20 protein-coding genes are annotated in these 18559 nt (G+C 69.4%); 4 read left to right on the top strand and 16 right to left on the bottom strand.

All coding sequences use genetic code 11. The features are described from left to right. Positions 1-7 precede the first annotated feature (7 nt). The gene (locus tag OG607_RS16295; protein ID WP_405723860.1) at positions 8-721 is read right to left on the bottom strand and encodes a prepilin peptidase; all 714 of its coding nucleotides are present in this window, start codon (positions 719-721) and stop codon (positions 8-10) included. A 32-nt stretch (positions 722-753) separates the two neighbouring features. On the opposite strand from OG607_RS16295, the gene OG607_RS16300 reads away from it, so the two are divergent. Beyond that, positions 754-1116 (top strand): DUF192 domain-containing protein, encoded by a 363-nt coding sequence (locus OG607_RS16300; RefSeq protein WP_405723862.1) that lies wholly within the window; start codon positions 754-756, stop codon positions 1114-1116. An 85-nt stretch (positions 1117-1201) separates the two neighbouring features. Here OG607_RS16300 and OG607_RS16305 read toward each other — a convergent pair whose 3' ends face one another. After that, positions 1202-2413 (bottom strand): RNA-guided endonuclease InsQ/TnpB family protein, encoded by a 1212-nt coding sequence (locus tag OG607_RS16305; protein WP_405723864.1) that lies wholly within the window; start codon positions 2411-2413, stop codon positions 1202-1204. Positions 2414-3089: 676 nt separating this feature from the next. Then, entirely contained in the window at positions 3090-3299 is a 210-nt protein-coding gene (locus tag OG607_RS16310; RefSeq protein WP_405723866.1) for a DUF397 domain-containing protein, read from the bottom strand. Positions 3300-3413: 114 nt separating this feature from the next. Between OG607_RS16310 and OG607_RS16315 the strand changes: the two genes are divergently transcribed. Next, complete coding sequence (locus OG607_RS16315; protein WP_405723868.1) at positions 3414-4118, top strand: class I SAM-dependent methyltransferase; 705 nt, start codon at positions 3414-3416, stop codon at positions 4116-4118. Positions 4119-4179: 61 nt separating this feature from the next. Here the strand turns inward: OG607_RS16315 and OG607_RS16320 are convergent, their stop codons facing one another. The 12 genes from OG607_RS16320 to OG607_RS16375 form a co-directional block, all read right to left on the bottom strand. Further along, positions 4180-4728, bottom strand: coding sequence for a Uma2 family endonuclease (locus tag OG607_RS16320; RefSeq protein ID WP_405723870.1), 549 nt, complete (start codon positions 4726-4728; stop codon positions 4180-4182). A gap of 132 nt (positions 4729-4860) precedes the next feature. Next, on the bottom strand, positions 4861-5535 hold the full coding sequence (locus OG607_RS16325) for an OmpA family protein (RefSeq protein ID WP_405723872.1): 675 nt from the start codon (positions 5533-5535) through the stop codon (positions 4861-4863). A 3-nt stretch (positions 5536-5538) separates the two neighbouring features. Beyond that, a complete protein-coding gene (locus OG607_RS16330) occupies positions 5539-6144 on the bottom strand; it encodes a hypothetical protein (RefSeq protein WP_405723874.1) in 606 nt (201 codons plus the stop codon). 14 nt (positions 6145-6158) lie between these two features. Further along, the gene (locus OG607_RS16335; RefSeq protein ID WP_405736820.1) at positions 6159-6716 is read right to left on the bottom strand and encodes a pilus assembly protein TadG-related protein; all 558 of its coding nucleotides are present in this window, start codon (positions 6714-6716) and stop codon (positions 6159-6161) included. A 32-nt stretch (positions 6717-6748) separates the two neighbouring features. Further along, complete coding sequence (locus OG607_RS16340; RefSeq protein ID WP_405723876.1) at positions 6749-6958, bottom strand: hypothetical protein; 210 nt, start codon at positions 6956-6958, stop codon at positions 6749-6751. 290 nt (positions 6959-7248) lie between these two features. After that, positions 7249-8151: a DUF5936 domain-containing protein gene (locus tag OG607_RS16345; RefSeq protein WP_405723877.1), complete on the bottom strand. Its 903-nt coding sequence runs from the start codon at positions 8149-8151 to the stop codon at positions 7249-7251. 14 nt (positions 8152-8165) lie between these two features. Continuing rightward, positions 8166-9104: a type II secretion system F family protein gene (locus OG607_RS16350; protein WP_405723879.1), complete on the bottom strand. Its 939-nt coding sequence runs from the start codon at positions 9102-9104 to the stop codon at positions 8166-8168. A gap of 2 nt (positions 9105-9106) precedes the next feature. Then, positions 9107-10447, bottom strand: a complete 1341-nt coding sequence (locus OG607_RS16355) for a CpaF family protein (protein WP_405723881.1) — start codon at positions 10445-10447, stop codon at positions 9107-9109. Next, complete coding sequence (locus tag OG607_RS16360) at positions 10444-10827, bottom strand: TadE/TadG family type IV pilus assembly protein (RefSeq protein ID WP_405723882.1); 384 nt, start codon at positions 10825-10827, stop codon at positions 10444-10446. The genes OG607_RS16355 and OG607_RS16360 overlap by 4 nt, the downstream gene beginning before the upstream one ends. Further along, the gene (locus OG607_RS16365) at positions 10824-12401 is read right to left on the bottom strand and encodes a CpaE family protein (RefSeq protein WP_405723884.1); all 1578 of its coding nucleotides are present in this window, start codon (positions 12399-12401) and stop codon (positions 10824-10826) included. Before OG607_RS16365 ends, OG607_RS16360 begins: the two co-directional genes overlap by 4 nt. Positions 12402-12477: 76 nt before the next feature. After that, positions 12478-13191, bottom strand: coding sequence for a Flp pilus assembly protein CpaB (cpaB, locus tag OG607_RS16370; protein WP_405723886.1), 714 nt, complete (start codon positions 13189-13191; stop codon positions 12478-12480). Positions 13192-13203: 12 nt separating this feature from the next. Continuing rightward, positions 13204-14070 (bottom strand): hypothetical protein, encoded by an 867-nt coding sequence (locus tag OG607_RS16375; protein ID WP_405723888.1) that lies wholly within the window; start codon positions 14068-14070, stop codon positions 13204-13206. A 253-nt stretch (positions 14071-14323) separates the two neighbouring features. Here OG607_RS16375 and OG607_RS16380 point away from each other — a divergent pair, with 253 nt between their 5' ends. Next, positions 14324-15814, top strand: a complete 1491-nt coding sequence (locus tag OG607_RS16380) for a chitinase (RefSeq protein ID WP_405723890.1) — start codon at positions 14324-14326, stop codon at positions 15812-15814. A 64-nt stretch (positions 15815-15878) separates the two neighbouring features. On the opposite strand, the gene OG607_RS16385 is transcribed toward OG607_RS16380, so the two are convergent. Further along, entirely contained in the window at positions 15879-17021 is a 1143-nt protein-coding gene (locus OG607_RS16385; RefSeq protein WP_405723891.1) for an epoxide hydrolase family protein, read from the bottom strand. 217 nt (positions 17022-17238) lie between these two features. Between OG607_RS16385 and OG607_RS16390 the strand changes: the two genes are divergently transcribed. After that, a complete protein-coding gene (locus OG607_RS16390) occupies positions 17239-18555 on the top strand; it encodes an extracellular solute-binding protein (RefSeq protein ID WP_405723893.1) in 1317 nt (438 codons plus the stop codon). Positions 18556-18559 lie beyond the last annotated feature (4 nt).

Below are 18559 nucleotides of genomic sequence, written 5' to 3' on the forward strand. Positions count from 1 at the left end.
CTCCTGGCTAACCTGCCGCCAGGAGGACGCCGCCCAGCGCACCGAGCAGCATGAACGGCCCGAAGGGAACCGCCGTCCTGCGGTCGATCCGGCGCAGCGCCATCAGCCCGAGAGCCACCACCGCGCCCAGGGCGAAGCCCGCGAACGTACCGGCGAAGACCGCTCCCCACCCGTACCACCCGAGCGCCATTCCGACCGTCGGCGCGAGCTTCACGTCGCCGAAGCCCATGCCGGCCGGGTTGATGACGTGCAGCAGGAAGTAGAGCCCGAACAGGGCGGCCCCGCCCAGCAGGGCCCGGGTCCAGGACCCGGCGGCGCGGGGCAGCAGCGCGCACACGCCGAGGAGGACAACGACCGTCGCCCCGGCCGGGAGTGTGAGGACGTCAGGCAGCCGGAAGACGGCCAGGTCGACCCGCGCCATGAGCACCCCGGCCGGCACCAGCAGCAGCCACACCGCCAGCTCCGGCCGCGTACCGACCCGCAGCGCCAGCGCGGACCCGGCCGCCCCGCAGAGCGCGGCGAGGGTCACCGCGCCGGGCCCCCGCCCCGCCCAGCCGCGCAGGCCCGCCGGGCAGGGGCGGCCATGGACGTCCCGGTCGCGCCAGGGCAGGCCGGGCTCGACGGCGAGCCGGTGGGCGGGGCGCGGCAGCAGGAAGCCACCGGCCAGGATTCCCCAGACGGCGGCGGCTGCGGTGAGGTAGACATGCTCAGGCACAGGCATCAGGCCGACCGTACACGGGAGGGGAATCGCCGATGGGCCGCTGGCGGGACGGCGAAACGACCCTGCGAGTGGAGGACGGCGCCCCCATCCCGGTGGAGATCGCCGCCTCCTACCGGGCCCGCACCCGCGGCCTGCTCGGCCGCGACGGCCTGGAGGGCGGCGGCGGGCTGCTGCTCACACCCGCGTCGAGCGTCCACACCCTGGGGATGCGGTTCGCGATCGACGTCGCCTACCTGGACCGCCGCCTGCGCGTGCTGGCCGTACGGACCATGCCGCCGGGCCGGCTCGGCCGGCCCCGGCTGCGCGCACGGCACGTCCTGGAAGCGGAGGCGGGCGCGATGGCGGCGTGGGGGCTGCGCCCCGGCGTGAGCCTGCGGTTGGAACCGAAGCCGTGACGGCTGGCGCGGCGGCACTGTCCGGCTGCTGCCGCCCGCCGCCCGGCCGGCCGACCCAGTACACGCGCTTGACTTCCTCTCCCGCCTAAGGGCGGGGGATTCCAGCGGTCGCCCACTGGGGTTCCTGCTTCACCGACGACTGCCCCGTGCGGGAGGACTCCCGTTGAGGTCTTACACCGTCTCCACAGGCAGACACGGCCAGCCCGGCCGCGAGAATGTTGCTTGCCGCGTTCACGTCGCGGTCATGCACCGCGCCGCAGTCGCACGTCCACTCACGGACGTTCAGCGGCAGCTTCGCCCGGATCGTGCCGCAGGCCCCGCACAGCTTGGAGCTGGGGAACCAGCGGTCGACCACGACGAGGTCGCGCCCGTACCAGGCGCACTTGTACTCCAGCATCGTCCGCAGGTCACGCCAGGCCGCGTCCGAGATGGCTCGGGCGAGCTTGCCGTTCTTGACCATATTGCGGACGGTCAGGTCCTCGATCACGACCGTTTGGTTCTCACGGACGAGACGAGTGGTCAGCTTGTGCAGGTGGTCGCGGCGCCGGTCGGTGATTCGGGCGTGGACCTTGGCGACCTTGCGGCGTGCCTTGGCCCGGTTCGCGCCGTCACCCTTGGCCTTGCGGGACAGCTCCCGCTGGGCCTTCGTGAGACGGGCGCGGTCTCGGCGTTCGTGCCGAGGGTTGGTGATCTTCTCCCCGGTGGACAGGGTCACCAGGCAGGTGATCCCCGCGTCGATCCCGACCGCCTGCGCAGTGGCTGGTGCCGGGGTGATCGTGTCATCGCAGAGCAGCGACACGAACCAACGTCCGGCCGCGTCCTGGGACACGGTCACCGTGGACGGCTGCGCGCCTTCGGGGAGCGGCCGGGACCACACAACATTCAGGGGCTCGCGCATCTTGGCGAGCGTGACCCTACCGTCGCGGTAGCGGAACGCGGAGCTGGTGTACTCGGCGGAGCGGCGGGACTTCTTCCGCGACTTGAAGCGCGGGTACTTCGCCCGTCCCTCGAAGAAGCTGGTGAACGCGCCTTGCAGGTGCCTCAGGCACTGCTGCAAGGGCACCGAGGACACCTCGGACAGGTAGGCGAGTTCTTCGGTCTTCTTCCAGGCGGTGAGCATCGCCGAGGTCGCGTTGTAGTTGACCCTCTCCTGCCGCTGGTACCACGCAGTGGTACGGGCTTGGAGGGCCAGGTTGTAGACCTTCCGCACACATCCGAACGTGCGCGACAGCTCCGCTGCCTGCGCATCGTCCGGGTAGAAGCGGTACTTGAACGCCCGCTTCACGTGAGTGGTCACGGCTCACAATCTACCACGCCGCCTTGTAAGCATTGTGAGTGTCGTGTAGCACACACCGATCCGCCCTGACGGCGAATCGTCTTCCCCCACCCCGCTCCACAGAAGTCCGATTCCTCTCCGTCCTGAAGGGCGGAGGTGCCCACGGAGGGATCCCGATGACGACCTTCACGATCATCGACAGCGACACCAGCGCGATCAGCAGTGCGAAGACGAGAATGATCACCGCGAAGAGCGAGTCGTCCATGCCCATGTCCCCCGCGTTCCGTATGCACCACGTACGGAGACGGACCACGGTCCGCGGCGGTTCGGTTCCCCGGCGTCGATTGAGGACGATCCCAGCCGGCCCAAAAAAGAAACGGGCCGGTTCGCAGGGGGGGAGAGCGAACCGGCCCGAGGGGGGGGCTTCCACCGTACCGCGTGTGAGCTGGCCATCTCGACCATGGTCATGAGGGAGATGTGAAAGTTCCCTGTATAAAAGCTCTCATCAACTGCGCCATTTGGGCGTTATGCTCGCCAATAAGCGAAACTTCCGGTCTCCACAGGTTCGCAACGTGCCCGACACGTAACTCCCCGTGTCCACCCACTTGGCCGGAAATTTAGCCGGATTTCCCTCCCCAACCACTCCTACGAGTGAACCGAGCCCCCCTGGGCCGTCCCCAGCCACGCCCGGCTCCCGCTAAAGCCCCGCAAAGTGATCGAACTCGCCCGCCTTCACGCCCCTGACGAAGGCATCCCACTTCGCCTGGGTCGTCGTCGCGACATTCTCCGGGTCCCCGGTCTCCCGGATGTGGATCAGCCCGTCGTCACCGAAGGCGATCTCGATCGACTCCCCCGCCGAAGCGTCATCCCCGGAGAAGCTGGACCTGCGCCATTCAAGCTCGGACACGGAGCCCCCTCATCCCTCTGCCTTGGGCTATTGGCGTCATCGTCCCCCACCCGCGCGGCCCGGCGCCAAGCCGGTCCTGGCCACCCGCCCGGCCGGCTCCTAGCATCAGGAACCATGGCGACCCTCTGGGAACTCATGCACGACTGCATCCCCGACGACCACGCCCGCCAGGTCACCTCCCGCTACTACGTCGACGACGTCATGACCGCCCCCGACCCCCCGGCCCAGGTCCTCGACCTCGGCTGCGGCCGCGGCACCTCCGCCGACCACTTCCGCCGCCACAACCCCGAGGTCCACTGGTTCGGCGTCGACATCCGCGACTCCCCCGAAGCCGGCCAGCGCACCGACCGAACCGATCCCGTCGTCCACTACGACGGCATCCGCCTGCCCTTCCGCTCCGCCTCCCTCCCCCTCGTCTACTCCCACCAGGTCTTCGAGCACGTCTCCCACCCCCGCGAGCTCCTCTCCGAGATCCACCGCGTACTCCGCCCCCGCGGCCTCTTCATCGGCAGCACCTCCCAGTTCGAGCCCTACCACTCCTTCAGCCTCTGGAACTACACCCCCTACGGCTTCCGCGTCCTCGCCGAGGACGCCGGCCTGCGCCTTGAGGAGATCCGCCCCTCCCTCGACGGCGTAGCCCTCATCATGCGGACCTTCCGCGGCCGCCCACCCGAGCACAGCCGCTACTGGGACGAGGAGTCCCCCCTCAACACCGAGATCGACCGCTGGGCCGCCGAGACCAAACGCCCCGCCGCCCTCGCCAACCTCCGCAAGCTCACCTTCTGCGGCCAGTTCGCCTTCCGCGTCCGCAAGCCGTAGGAGCCCGACCGGTGGGTGGCCGAGGGTTCGTCCGCGCCCAGCCGGGCTACGGCAAACAGACTCAGTACGTGGGGAAGACAGAGGTGTCCACGGTCCACCCGGCGACGTCAATCGTTTCGCCGAAGGAGTAGGAGGTACAGGTCCGGTACTTGCCACCCTGCGGGTTGGACAGTATCTGGCCGGTGCCCTGGCGGGGATCAACGATCAGGTACCAGGCGATGCCCATCACCGCATAGTCGCGGACCTTGCCCATGTAGTCGTTCTCCGGGTTGGACTTGGAAACGACTTCGACGACGGCCAGAACATCCCGAGGGTGTACCGCGTCCCCCGATTCCAGGACTTCCTCGGGGAAGACCATAAGGTCCGGACGCCTCTCGACGCCTGCGGCCGGATCTTCGAGGTCGGCCCCGCCATGGGCGATGACACCGGGCATCGTCAGTTCGAGCTGCGCGTCCAACTGCCGTCCCAGCCGACGTACCACGAGTTCGTGCGGGTTGGAGGGCGACATCATCATGACGATCTGATCGCCACTGATCTCGATCGCGCGCACCTGCGGGGGGGCATGCTCAGCGAACTGGTCGGCAATGGCGCGCATCTTGGCGTAGTCCACAGCAAGCTCCCTGAGTGTTCGTGCTGCTCCCAGTGTATGGGCCTTCTCGCCACACACACCGAACTACCGACACGCACGGAGATCAGAGAGACACTGACGGTTATCAGCACACAGATGACATAGCCGTCGGCATCACGAGGCCGAGGGCGGGGTGAAGGTGATCTCGACGCGGCGGTTCTGCTTGCGGCCGGCCTCGGTGGAGTTGTCGGCGATCGGGTAGTCCTCGCTGTAGCCGCGGACCTGGAAGGAGTAGGTCTCGCTGCCGAGGGAGGACAGCTGCTGGGAGAGGATCTTGTAGACGGCGTCCGCCCGGTCCTTGGAGAGCACCTGGCCGTGTTCGTACGAACCGAGGTTGTCGGTGAAACCGAAGACGCGGATCGGGGAGGTGACCTTCTTGCCCGCGATGTCGGAGGCGATCGCCTTGATGCGGGCGGCCGCGCCGGAGCTGAGCTTGGCGCTGTTCTTACCGAAGACGACGTCCGCCTGGAGGGCGTAGGTCACGGTGGAGTTGGACGACGTCTGCCGCTCCTCGCCTGAGTCGGCGGTGGAGTTCTTGGAGGTCGAGGCGTCGGTGACGGAGACGATGTCCAGGACCTTGGGCGTGGCCAGCGTCGCACCCTCGGGCAGTTCGAGGTTGGGGTCCGAGGTGTCGATCTTCGTGGGGGCGGAGGCCGAGGGCTGCGAGGTCGGGTTGCCGTCCGCGTGCGCGGCGACGGTCGTTGCCGGGATCAGGACGAGGGTCAGGGTGAGGGTGAAGGTGGCGGTGAGCGCGGCGGAGGCTCCGGGGCGGATGCCGGGTCGGGGCATGGCTCACCCCTCCGAGTCGGAGATCTCGATGCTGGCGGGGGGCATCGTCGGGAGCTGGAACTGCACCTGGGTGGTGGACTCGGGCGGCGCGGGGAACTGGGCGAAGATGGGTACGGTCGCGCCGGGTTTGACGTAGTTCAGCCCCATCGTGCAGAGGCACTTGCCCTCGGTGTCCCGGAGGACGTAGTAGCGCTTCTTGCCGGCTTCGTCGACGAGGACCGCCCCAGCGACGGAAGGGCCTGATTTCTGGATCGCGACTTCCGTGCCCTTCCAGTTGATCGCGCTGAAGAACTTGCTGCCGTTGTTGGTCAGCGTGCCGCTGACCGTCACGAAGCCGCCGGAGTCACGCGTGGCCGAGTTGATGGTGACGGTGATGTCATCCGGCCCCTTGATCTGGGCCAGCGTCTGGGTTGAGTCAGCCGTTGGCGAAGAAGACGTCCCGCCCGAGCCGGCCGTCTTCTGCGCGGCGCTGGACGTGGTCTGCGACGCGCCATTGTTCTTCTTGCCGCCACCGCCCCCGCCACAGCCCGTCAGCGTCAACGCGATGCATACGGCGATCACCGCTGCGAGCGGCGTACTGCCGTCCTTCGCCCGCCACCGAACACCCATGGGTCCCCCGTTCCTCAGCCGCTGAGATGGACGGAGTAGAACTCCGCCAGGTTCAGTTGGAAACCGACGGCGGTTGGGTCGACGGTCACCGTGCCACTGTCACAGGAGAAGGTGACCCCGCTCGCACCGGCGTCCTCAGCGGTGCAGACGGACTCGACGACCGCTGTGGCCCGCGCCTGCGCGTGCATGTTCTCAGTGCCCGCTACAACCGAGTTGCCAACCGTCCCCTGGGTGAGAACGCCCACGGCGTACCCCGGCGGGTTGTTCACCCGGTCGCAGTTCGTTCGATCGGCGTGATTGTCAGCCGCATATGTGGTGGCAGCCGTGCAGGCCGCTCCGTCACCATTCATGCCCACGCCGGCGAGCAGGTCGTTCAGCTTGTCGATGTCGCCTGCGGTCAACGCGGTGAGAAAGTCGGCCTCGACGCCGTCCCGGGCGGTACGGGCGGCGCCCAGAGCCGCCGCGTCGGCGGCGGTCTGAGCACCGTTGCGGGCAACTGCCGCCTGGCCGACCGCGAAATACGCGAACGCAAGAAAGAGCAACGCAGCCACAGCCACGATGTAGATGCCGATGGTCTGGCCCTGGTCGCGGCGGGCTTGCCCGCCTAGTCTCCCCCAGCGCCGATGATGTCCTGGACCGCCTGCGTGATCCCGTTGGCGATACTGGTACCAACGCCCGACGTCGCGATCGCCACGATGATGATCACGATCACCACCGCGATGCCCAAGTACTCGAACGACGTCTGCCCGCCGTCGCCACGTTGCCGCAACCACGCCCGCAGCGCGGTTCTCCGGTTCACAACCCACTTGCTCATGGCACCGACTCCCTGCCTGCATCAACCGACGAACGCCGAACGCGCTCCTTGCGCGGATCGGCCTCTCGCTACCGCTACGGAGGTCGGCAGGCCGGACCGTGACGCTGATGTCGTCCATGGCCCCCCACCTCTCACTGAGCCGTCTGCGGCCCGTAGCGATTCGTTCTGGGTTGCAGGTGCAAATAAGGTTGCGTATGCAAAGGTACACCGCGACCCCATACTCCCGCACCCCCTTCCGCGCCAACCGATGTACTCAATATGACGGTTCGGCTCACTACCCACCACCCGCCTCAGCCATTCCCGAAGAGTGCACCGAAGTTGATTCGCGAGCCGAAGACCATGCCCGACATCAGAAGGATCATGGTGGCGGGCACGAGCAGCGTCGTAATCACGCCAGTCGCGCGCGGCACTGTACGAGCCGCCCGGCGCCGGGCGTTCTGGGCCTCGGTGCGGCGCATGTCCTGGGCGATCTGCAGCAGCGTGGCGGCGATCGGGGCGCCGAGTTCCTCGCCTTGCTGCAGGGTGGTGACGAACTGACCGACCTGGTCGCTGCGGTTGCGCTTCCGCAGCTGGTCGAAGGCGTCCCGGCGGCTCATGCCGACGTCCATCTGCCTGAGGGCGATGCGGATTTCATCGGACCAGGCGCCCTCGTAGACGGTGGAGACGCGCTCCAGGGCCTGGCGGAATGCCAGCCCCGAACTCACCACGACAGCCAGGACGTCGAGGAAATCCGGAAGGACACGCTCGATCTCGTCACGTCGCCTGCGCACCGCCAGCCAGATGCCGAGGTCGGTCCAGCCGAGGCCGTACGCGATCATCACGAGAGCCAGCAGCCAGTGGCCGGACTGCAGAACCGCCAGCGCGGCCAGGCCGCCGAGGAAGCCGTAGACGGCACGGCGGGCGGCGTAGCGGTCGACGGTCAGGCCGTACGGGTGTCCGGCGTGGTCGATGCGGGCGCGGGCGCGGTTGACGCGGGCAGGGCCCATGAGGCGCAGGACAAGGGGGACCCAGCGGATGCCGAGGCGGTCGACGGCGTTGCCGACCTTGGTGGTGCGGGTGCGGCCTACTTCGAGGGCGAGTTGGAGGTCGGAGGGGAGCTTGACCTCGGAGCGGTAGATGCCGATGCCGTAGACGACGCCGGTGACGCCGAGGGCGGTCAGGGTGGCCAGGCCCAGGGCGATGCCGATGCTCATGCCGGCGCCGCCCATCAGACGTCGATCCGGGACATGCGGCGGATGAGGGCGAAGCCGACGACGTACATGCTGAGGGCGACAAGGACCAGGATCCGGCCCAGGCCGGAGCCGGTCATCGCGCTGAGCGCGCCCGGCATCATCTGGTTGAGGAGGAGCAGGGAGCCGATCCCGATGACCGGGACGGCGTAGGCGGTGACGGTGACCTGGGACATCTGGGTGCGGATCTCACGACGGGTCTCCTTGCGCTCCTCAAGGGTGACGGTGAGGTTGCGCAGGGACTCGACGATCGTGCCACCGGAACGGCTGGACAGCACCAGCGTCGACACAAGGACCACCAGTTCGCGGCTCGGCAGGCGGCCCTGGAGTCCGCCCAGCGCGTCCTCTACGGAATGCCCCATCGCGAGGGCGTCGTCCACCTGCCGGAGCTCCTCCCCCGCCGGGGCTTCGAGCTCGTCCGCGGCCATGCCCACCGCGGTACGCAGGGCGAGCCCGGCCTGCGTGGCGTTGGCGAGGACTCGGGCGAGCTCGGGCAGTTGGGCGATGAAGCGCTCGTTGCGTACGCGCTGCCGCCAGCTCAGGAAGGACATGGCGGCCCAGCCCGCCAGCAAGGCGGCGATCGGGCCGAAGAAGGGCGCGAAGATCACGTCAGCGAGGATCCAGGCACCGGCGATGACACCGGTGCCGGCCGCGACGAACTGCCCCGGCGTGAGGTTCGTACCCGTGGCGGCGAGGCGGCCCTCCAGGCGCCGGCCCCAGGCCGTGCGGCGGACGCGGCGGTCGAGGGCGGCGAAGGGGACGGAGCTGCGCTGGACGCCGGGGATGTCGGCCAGGCGCTCGACGAGGGCGGCGCGGTCGCGGCGGCCGCCGGCGTAGGCGTGGAGGCCGAGGACGGCGAGGAGGAGGGTGAGGGCGGAGACCGCAAGGACGAGCCAGACTAGTTGGCTGGATGTCATCGCTACTTCGCCTCCCTGGTGGCGAGTTCGAGCTCGGTGTCGCCGACACCGAAGGCGGCGGGGACGTGTTCACCGGCCAGGAAGAGGCGTTCGGCGAGGGCTCGGGGGACGGGGTGGTGTTCGTACCAGCCGCGGACGATCCGGTCGACGCCGAGCGGCTCGGCGCGGAAGCGGGTGGCGGTGGTGAGGCGGAAGGTGTCGCGGCCCTGGGAGGAGAGGATGGCTACCTCGGTGATGCGGCGGGTGCCGTCCACATCGCGGCGGAGCTGGACGAGGACGTCCACGGCGCTGTTGATCTGATCGCGGAGTGCCTCGAAGGGGATCTTGACCTCCGACATCGAGGCCAGGGTCTGGAGCCGCAGGACGGCGTCCTCGGCCGAGTTGGCGTGGACGGTGGCCAGGGAGCCGTCGTGGCCGGTGGACATGGCCTGGAGCATGTCGAGGGTCTCGCCTCCTCGGACCTCTCCGACGATGATGCGGTCGGGCCGCATGCGCAGGGAGTTGCGTACGAGGTCGCGGATGGTGATGCGGCCCTGACCCTCGACGTTCGGGGGGCGGGTTTCCAGGCGTATGACGTGCTCCTGCTGGAGCTGGAGCTCGGCGGCGTCCTCGACGGTGATGATGCGCTCGATGTCGGGGATGAGGCCGGAGAGGGCGTTCAGCAGGGTGGTCTTGCCGGAGCCGGTGCCGCCGCTGACGATGATGTTGAAGCGGGCGCGGACGAGGGCGGACAGGAGCATGAGCATGTGCTCGTCCAGGGTGCCCAGGCCGATCAGCTCGTTGAGGGTGTAGGCGCGCGGGAAGCGGCGGATGGTGAGGGTCGGCCCGGTCAGGGACAGGGGCGGGATGATGACGTTGACGCGCTCGCCGGAGGGGAGGCGGGCGTCGACCATCGGATTGGACTCGTCGACGCGGCGGTTGACGGTCGAGACGATACGTTCGATGGTCTGGAGCAGCTGCTCGGCGGAGGAGAAGCGGGCGTCGACCTGCTCGATGCGGCCGCCGCGCTCGATGTAGATCTTGTCGGGGCCGTTGACCATGATTTCGGTGATGGAGGCGTCTTCGAGGAGCGGTTCGAGGATGCCCAGGCCCAGGGCCTCGTCCACGACGCGCCGGATGATGCCGCCGCGCTCCTTGGTGGAAAGGACCGGGCCCTCGCGGCTGATGATGTGGCCGAGAACGCGTTCGAGGCGCAGCCGGCGCTCGGCGGCGGCCAGCGCCGACATCTCGGCGAGGTCGATCTCCTGGAGCAGCTTGGCCCGGTAGACGGCGACGAGATGGCCCTCCTGGGTCTGGGGGGCGTTGTCGTCGACGGCGGTGACGAGGCGGTCGCGGAGGCTCATGAGGTCGTGTCCTCCTTCGGCATCGTGGCGGATCGGTGTACGGGACCGAAGATGTTGACGCCGGGGATGACGGAAGGGACGTCTATGGTGGCGGTCGCCGTGACGGAGTCGCCGGTGGTGTCGATCCCTATCTGCGGGTCCAGCCAGTCGCTCACGGCGTTGTTCCCCGCGGTCTGGCCGCTGACCGGCGGGTCGTACCGGGCCTCCATGCGGGCGGCGGCGCGGGCGGCGGTGCCCGCCTGGCCGGCCGTGTAGGCGACGAGGCCCAGCTGTATCCCGGCGAGGGCGAGCAGGAGCAGGATCGGGAGGACGCCGAGGTATTCGAGCGAGGCGGAGCCGCGATCGCGCTTGCGCCCCGTCAGCCCCGTCAGCCCCGTCACTGGTCGGTCTCCTCGTCGACGGCCGACGCATGCCCGGTCACCGTCAGCGGGAAGTCGATGAAACCGGGGAAGAGGACCGGCACATTGAGGGCCACCGTGACGGTGACCTGGCCGTCGGCCGTACCCGTACCGACCGTCGCGCTCCCTCTCCACGCGCCCGGGAGGTCGCTCTTGGCAGCGGTTTCCGCGTCCGCGGCGGTGCCCACGGCGAGGGCCCGCGCACCCTCGTCCGCCGCGTTGCCCGCCAGGGTGAACGTGTAGCCGGCCAGCACGGCCTGCCAGACCAGGATCAGCGTCAGAAGGATGATCGGGGTCATGCCCAGGGTCTCAAGCGTCACCTGGCCCCGGTCGCCGCCCCGGTCGCCGCGGCGGGCGCGCTTCGCGGGCGGGCGGGCGTGGGCGGGGGCGGCGAGGCCGAGTTCGGCGGCGAGGGCCCAGAGGCCTTGTTTGATGGTGGAGCGGTTGTCGAGGTCCTGGAGCCGGCCGGCGTCGATGACCGTCTGGAGTTCCTTGTAGGCGGCGGGGACGACGGAGGCCGCGATGCGGGTGCCGGTGATGCGGGCGATGAGGGAGGGCTGGATCTCGGTGGCGCGGGTGTGGCGGTTGACCGCGACGGTGACGTCCTGCGGCTTGCGGATCTGGAGCCGGTCCCACATGCGGACCATGCGCTTGGCGGCCCGTACAGCCACGACATCCGGTGTGGTGACGAGGACTGCGGCGTCGGCCGTCTCGACGGCGACGGCGTTGGCGCTGGTCATCTGCGTGCCGCAGTCGACGATCACGACCTCGTAGCGCTGGCGGAGGGCGTGCAGTACGTGGCGGGCGGAGCGGTCGGTGACCTCCTCGCCGCGTTCGCCGTCGCCGGGGGCCAACAGCAGGGCGGGGCCCGCCTCGTGGACGTACATCGCGTCCTGGAGGATGCGGGTCGTGACGTCGGTTATGTCGGCGAGGTCGGCGAGGGAGCGGCGGAACTGGACGTCGAGGTAGGAGGCGATGTCGCCGCCCTGGAGGTCCATGTCGACCAGGGCCGTGGTCCTGCCCGCCGCGTGGGCGGCCAGCGCGAGCTGGACGGCGGTGACGGTCGTGCCGACGCCGCCCTTGGCACCGGAGACGGCGATGAGCCGGCCGCCGACGACGGCGGGGAGAGCCGCGCGCTGCGGGGAGAGGTGCCGCCGTACGCCGGTGGCCCAGGCGGCGGCGGCCTCGATGCGGGCGCCGAGCTCGTCGTAGGACAGGGGCAGGCCGATGACGCCGCGGGCGCCGGAGTCCATGGCGCCGGACATGACGGCGGGGCTGGGCTCGGCGGTCAGCAGGACGACGCCGACGGCCGGGAAGCGCAGCGCGATCTCGCGGATGAGCTCCAGGGCGGGCATCGGGGAGATGAGGTCGTGGACGACGACGGCCTCGGGGAGTTCGTCGATGCCGGCCTCGGCGGCGCGGGCGAGGGCGTCCAGGAGCGTGGTGGAGTCGGGGAGGGCGGGGGCCGGCTCGGCGGCGGGCAGTTGGCCGAGGAGGCCGGTGAGGGCGCGGGCGGTGTCCGGGTCGGGGGTGCCGGACAGGATCCGTACGGTCATGTACGTCCTCCCTTCTCATCGATCGGCGACAAGCGACCGGCCGCAGGCCGTGTCACGACCCGTGTCACCACCCGTGTCACGACGTCACCCCGTCGCCCGCCAGGGTGTACGTGCGGTCGCGCGGGCTGGGCACGGTGGTGTCGCCGGGGGCGACCAGCGCCAGGCGTACGTGTTTGGCGAAGGACTCGGCGTAGGCGACGCGCTGGGCGTTCGCGGCGTCGAGGGCGAAGGTGATGGGGACGCCCTGGTCGGCGACCCGCGTGGAGTCGGAGTTGCTTTCGAACGCCTTGATCTCGCCGACGTCGATGACCTGGGCGCTGGTGACGATGATCTGGGAGATGTCCGGGTCGGTGTCCTTGCGGCCGGCGAAGGTCGCGAAGATGTTGACCTTGTCCCCGGGCCGGATCTTGCCCGCCACGCCCGTCTCCGCGTCGATCATGATGGCGATCTCCATCTGCCCGGCCTGGAGCGCGGGCCGGGCGGCGACCATGTCGGTCTGCAGCAGCGAGCCGCTCTTGAGCTCGGTCGCGGCGATCTTCCCGGTCACCTCGGACAGGCTGTGCACGGCGGTGCTGGGCAGCCAGCGCTTGGGGATCTGGACCTTCTTGACCTGGGCGGCGGTCACGGACTCGTACGCCGGTACGTCCTTGGTCAGCCGGTAGGCGGTGACCTTCGATCCCACCTCGGACCGGGTGTCGCCGATGACCGCGAGCACTCCGGCGAAGGCGGCGATCGCGCACACGGCGGAGACCACGAGGAGGACGATGCCGCGACGCTGACGTGAATTCATAGGTGTGGGGCCCTAACGCTCTATCGCTCTTCTGCCGCTGCTGCTGGTGCTACCGCTGCTGCGAATGCTGCTGCCGCTGTTGCTTGCTACTACCACCGGTTGCGGTGTCCTTACCCGCCCATCGACCTTCGCAGAGCAGAAAAGGCACTGATCTCCGATGACTTCCAGTCCGCACCAGCCACAGGTGTCCCGCCGCACCGACGTCACGACCTGATAGAGCACGCCCACATCCGCGATGTACGCCACGAATTCGACCAGCCGGCCCGTCCCCCACCAGCTCGCCGAGTCCGGCGGCAGCGGGACGTCCCGGGTGAACTGCGTACGCCACGCCTGCGCCAGCGCGCCCTTCACCCACCCCGGGTCCACCCCGTGCCCGGTGGCCACCGCGAGCTGGGTGAGGAAGGACGGCCCCGACGGCATGGCGGTCACGTCGGCCACGCCCAGGTACGGCTCCGGGTGGGCCAGCGCCGCGAAGTGCCGCCCGGGGACCAGGGACTTCAGGTGGGCGCCTACGGGGACGTCGATGCGGTCCAGCTTGGCGACCGAGCCGAGCAGCGCGCCCGAGTAGAGGTAGTGCGACAGCAGCCGGGCCGCGCCGGCCAGCACGCCGGGGCCCAGGTCGGTGTTGGCCAGCTGCCGGAGCTGCTCGACGAGCAGCGCCCCCGCCAGCGGCGGCAGGTCGACGGGGACGATGGCCACCCGGTCCGCGTCCAGCGCGGCGCGCAGGGTGTGCATACGGCGGCGTACGGGGTCGGCCGGATCGGGGGGCACGAGGGCGACGACGTGCCCGTATGCCTCAAGGGAGGCGACGATGCGCATGAGGTGATGTTCGAGCGAGAGCGCAAGATCGTCCGCCGTGACCGCAATGACGCTCGACACCGCTTCCGCACCTCCCTACGGCCGGGCATATGACCGGCCCGCGGGCAGAGCCTATCGGTGGGTGACCGGACCTGCGCACAAAGTTGCCGAACAGTTGGCGAACTCACCACCCCCAACGCCCCCTCACCCCAAAGGTATTGACCAATCCATTGGTCTGGACCAGACTGCTCCGCGCAGGGTGGCCACTCGTGCAGCTCTTTCACCTCCCCAGGGCCCGGCCCTGGTCCCAACTCCTCTCCCCCAGGAGGCAGTAGTGGAACGTGCGCTCAGAGCTCCAGCCCTCGTGGCGGCCGCCGCGCTCGCCGTGGCCGGCCTCGTCACCGGCACCACCGGCACCGCCAGGGCCGCCGACACCAACCTCGTCACCAACCCCGGTTTCGAGAGCGGCCTTTCCGGCTGGACGTGTACGTCGTCCAGCGGCGCCGCCGTCAGCAGCCCCGTGCACGGCGGCGCCGCCGCACTCACGGGCACCCCCACCTCGTCCGACAACGCCCAGTGCACCCAGACCGTCAGCGTGAAGCCCAGCTCCAGTTACACCTTGAGCGCCTACGTCCAGGGTTCGTACGTCTACCTCGGCGCCACCGGCACCGGCACGGCCGACCCGTCGACCTGGACGCCGTCCGCGACTTCGTACACCCAGATCAGCACCAGCTTCACGACGGGCGCGAGCACCACCTCCGTCACCCTGTACCTGCACGGCTGGTACGCCCAGCCCGCCTACTACGCCGACGACGTGAGCCTCACCGGCCCGGCGGGCACCGCCACCCCGACGGCGACAGCGACGACCACCACGCCGACACCGACACCGACGCCCACGCCCACCCCGACCCCGACCCCCACCGCCACCAGCACCGGCGGCACCGCCCTGCCCAAGCACGCCCTCACCGGCTACTGGCAGAACTTCAATAACGGCGCGACCGTCCAGACCATCGCCCAGGTGCAGGACCAGTACGACATCATCGCCGTCGCCTTCGCCGACGCCACGACCACGGCCGGCGCGGTCTCCTTCACCCTCGACTCGTCGCTGAACTACTCGGTGTCGCAGTTCAAGGCCGACATCGCGGCCAAGAAGGCGACCGGCAAGAAGGTGATCGTCTCGGTCGGCGGCCAGAACGGCACCGTCAGCGTCAGCGACTCCGCCTCGGCCACCAACTTCGCCAACAGCGTCTACGCGCTGATGCAGACCTACGGATTCGACGGGGTCGACATCGACCTGGAGAACGGCCTCAACGCCACCTACATGACCCAGGCCCTGCGAGCGCTCTACGCGAAGGCCGGCTCCGGCCTGGTCATCACCATGGCCCCGCAGACCATCGACATGCAGTCCACATCCAGCGGCTACTTCGCGACCGCGCTCAACATCAAGGACATCCTGACCGTCGTCAACACCCAGTACTACAACAGTGGTTCCATGAACGGCTGCGACGGCAACGTCTACTCCCAGGGCACCGTCAACTTCATCACCGCCCTGGCCTGCATCCAGCTCCAGAGCGGCCTCGCGCCCTCCCAGGTCGGCCTGGGCCTGCCCGCGTCGAGCAGCGCGGCCGGCAGCGGCTATGTGTCACCGAGCGTGGTGAACGCCGCGCTCGACTGCCTCACCCTGGGCACGAACTGCGGCTCCTTCAAGCCGTCCACGACGTACCCGGCACTGCGCGGGGCGATGACCTGGTCCACCAACTGGGACGCGTCCAACGGCAACTCCTTCTCCGGCACGGTCGGCGCCCACCTCGACACGCTGCCGTAGGCCCGGTGGCCGAGCGGGCCCTGGGTAGGCCCCGCCCGCCCGGCCACCGCTCAGCGCCACCCGCTCAGCGCAGCCCGCGGAAGAAGGCCCGGATGTCCCCGCTCAGCAGCTCCGGCTTCTCCAGGGCGGCGAAGTGCCCGCCCTCCCCGAACTCGCTCCAGTGGACGATGTTGTTGGCCCGCCCGGCGAAGAGCCGGATGGAGTTGAAATCATCGGGGAAGACGGCGACCCCGGTCGGGACGGGGTTGTGTTCCTCTTTCTCCCAGGCGCCCGCCCGGGCGTCCTCGAAGTACACGCGGGCGGCCGAGCCGGCCGTGCCGGTGAGCCAGTAGAGGGTGACGTTGGCCAGGAAGGCGTCGCGGTCGATGGAGTCGGCGACGTCGCCGAAGCCGTTGAACAGTTCGGCGTTCCAGGCCAGCTGGCCGGCGGGCGAGTCGGTGAGGGCGTACGAGAGGGTCTGCGGCCGGGTGGACTGAATCGCCTGATAGCCGTTGCGGGTCCGGAATCCGGCCAGGATCCCGAGCCGCCGGTGGTCCTCCTCCGTCAGCTTCGCGAACTCCGCAGGGTCGCCGGACGGGAAGGCGAATATCTGGGTGACATGCGTGCCGATCAGCCCTTCCGGGTGCTGCACGCCCAGCTCGCGTCCGATCAGCGAGCCCATGTCGCCGCCGTGGGCGCCCCATCTCCCGCCGTAGCCGAGCCGGTCCATCAGCTCGGTCCAGGCCCGCGCCATCCGCGAGCGGTCCCAGCCCGCCTCGCGGGTCGGCCCGGACAGCCCGAAGCCGGGGAGGGAGGGTACGACGACATGGAAGGCGTCGGCCGGGTCGCCGCCGTGGGCGCGCGGATCGGTGAGCGGGCCGATCATGTCGAGGAACTCGAACACCGACCCCGGCCAGCCGTGGGTGAGCACCAGCGGGAGCGCGTCCGGCTCGGGTGACCTGACGTGCAGGAAGTGCACATCGGCGCCGTCGATCCCGGTGACGTACTGGGGGTGTGCGTTCAGCCGGGCCTCCTGCCCCCGCCAGTCGTACGCGGTCCGCCAGTACTCGGCCACCTCCTTCACCCAGCCGAGCGGGACGCCGTACTCCCACCCGGCGCCCGGCAGTTCGTCGGGCCAGCGGGTGCGGGCCAGGCGCTCGACGAGATCGTCGAGGTCGGCCTGGGGGAAGTCGATCCGGTAGGGCCGCAGTGCGGTGTCGTTGGTCATGACTACGACGCTACGGACCCTTGCGGTCAGCTTCTGTCCTCGATGCGGATCACGTTTTCTTGCGGATCGCGCGGGTTTGCGGCACCGCGAAATGACGGCTTTACGAACACAGAGGTACAGACCTCTTGTGGCCGTTCACGGCGGGCCTTTAGCCTCCGTTGTGCATTCTGAATCGAGCGTTGCACATGTTGCAATACCCTCGCGAGAGAAGCTCCCCATGAACCGTTCACACCGTCCCTCCCGCAGAGCCCTTCCCGTCCTGCTGATCGCCGCGGGGCTCGCGGCGGCAACGGCCTGCGCACCCTCCACCTCGTCGAACCAGGGATCGAGCAGCGACTCCAAGAGCGGCACCCTGCGCGTCTGGCTGTTCCAGGAAGTCAACAACGCCCCCAAGCAGAAGGTCGTCGCCCAGGCCGTCTCGGAGTTCACCAAGGCGCACTCCGGCGCCAAGGTCGACGTCACCTACATCCCGATCGACACCCGCGCCGAGAAGATGAAGGCCGCGTTCAACGACCCCAAGAGCGCCCCGGACGTCGTCGAGTTCGGCAACACCGACACCGCCGGATACGTGGCGGACGGCGGACTGGCCGACATCAGCTCGGAGTTCGGCGCCTGGGCCGACGCCAAGAACGTCACGGACTCCGTGAAGTCCTCGGTCAGCGTGGGCGGCAAGGTCTACGGCGTCCCCTGGTTCGTGGGCGTACGGGCCCTGTACTACCGCACCGACGTCTTCAAGACCCTGGGCCTGAAGCCCCCGACGACACAGGCCGAGCTCATCACCACGGCGCGGAAGATCCACGCGAAGAACTCGCAGCTGTACGGCGTGGCGGCGGGCGCGATGAACGTCTTCGGCATGCTGCCGTTCGTGTGGGCCAACGGCGGTGACCTGGCCACGGAGAAGAGCGGCAAGTACACCGCGACGATCGACAGCGCGGCGTCCAGGAAGGGCGTCGCCGCCTACACCAGCCTGATCGCGAAGACCAACTGCCCGCCCGCGCAGTGCGCGGCCATGGGCGGCGACGCCGGCATCCAGGCGTTCGCGTCGGGCAAATCGGCGATGGCGATCGGCGGCGACTACAGCCACGCGGCCGTCGAGGCGGGCACGGTGAAGGGCAAGTACGCGGTGGTTCCGCTTCCCGGTCTGACCTCGGGATCGATCGCGCCCGCCTTCGCGGGCGGCAACAACCTCGGCGTCATGAAGAGCACCTCGCACCGCACGCTCGCGGCGGACTTCGCCGAACTGCTCGGCGGGGCGGACTACCAGCAGAAGATGTTCGACGCGATGGGCAACATGCCGGCGCTGAGCGACGTGCAGTCTGCGGTCGCGCAGAAGACGGCGTGGGAGGCACCGTTCGTCAAGACGCTGCAGTCGGGCACCAAGTTCGTGCCGGTCACCCCGGCCTGGAGCGCGATCGACTCGCAGGCGGTGGTCCCGACGATGATGCAGGAGATCGTCACCGGCAAGAAGTCCGTCGACCAGGCCACCGCCGACGCGGCGAAGAAGATGGACGCCGCCTTCGCCTCAGCCGGCTGAACAG

This window comes from Streptomyces sp. NBC_01537, assembly GCF_045040445.1.
Lineage (GTDB): Bacteria > Actinomycetota > Actinomycetes > Streptomycetales > Streptomycetaceae > Actinacidiphila.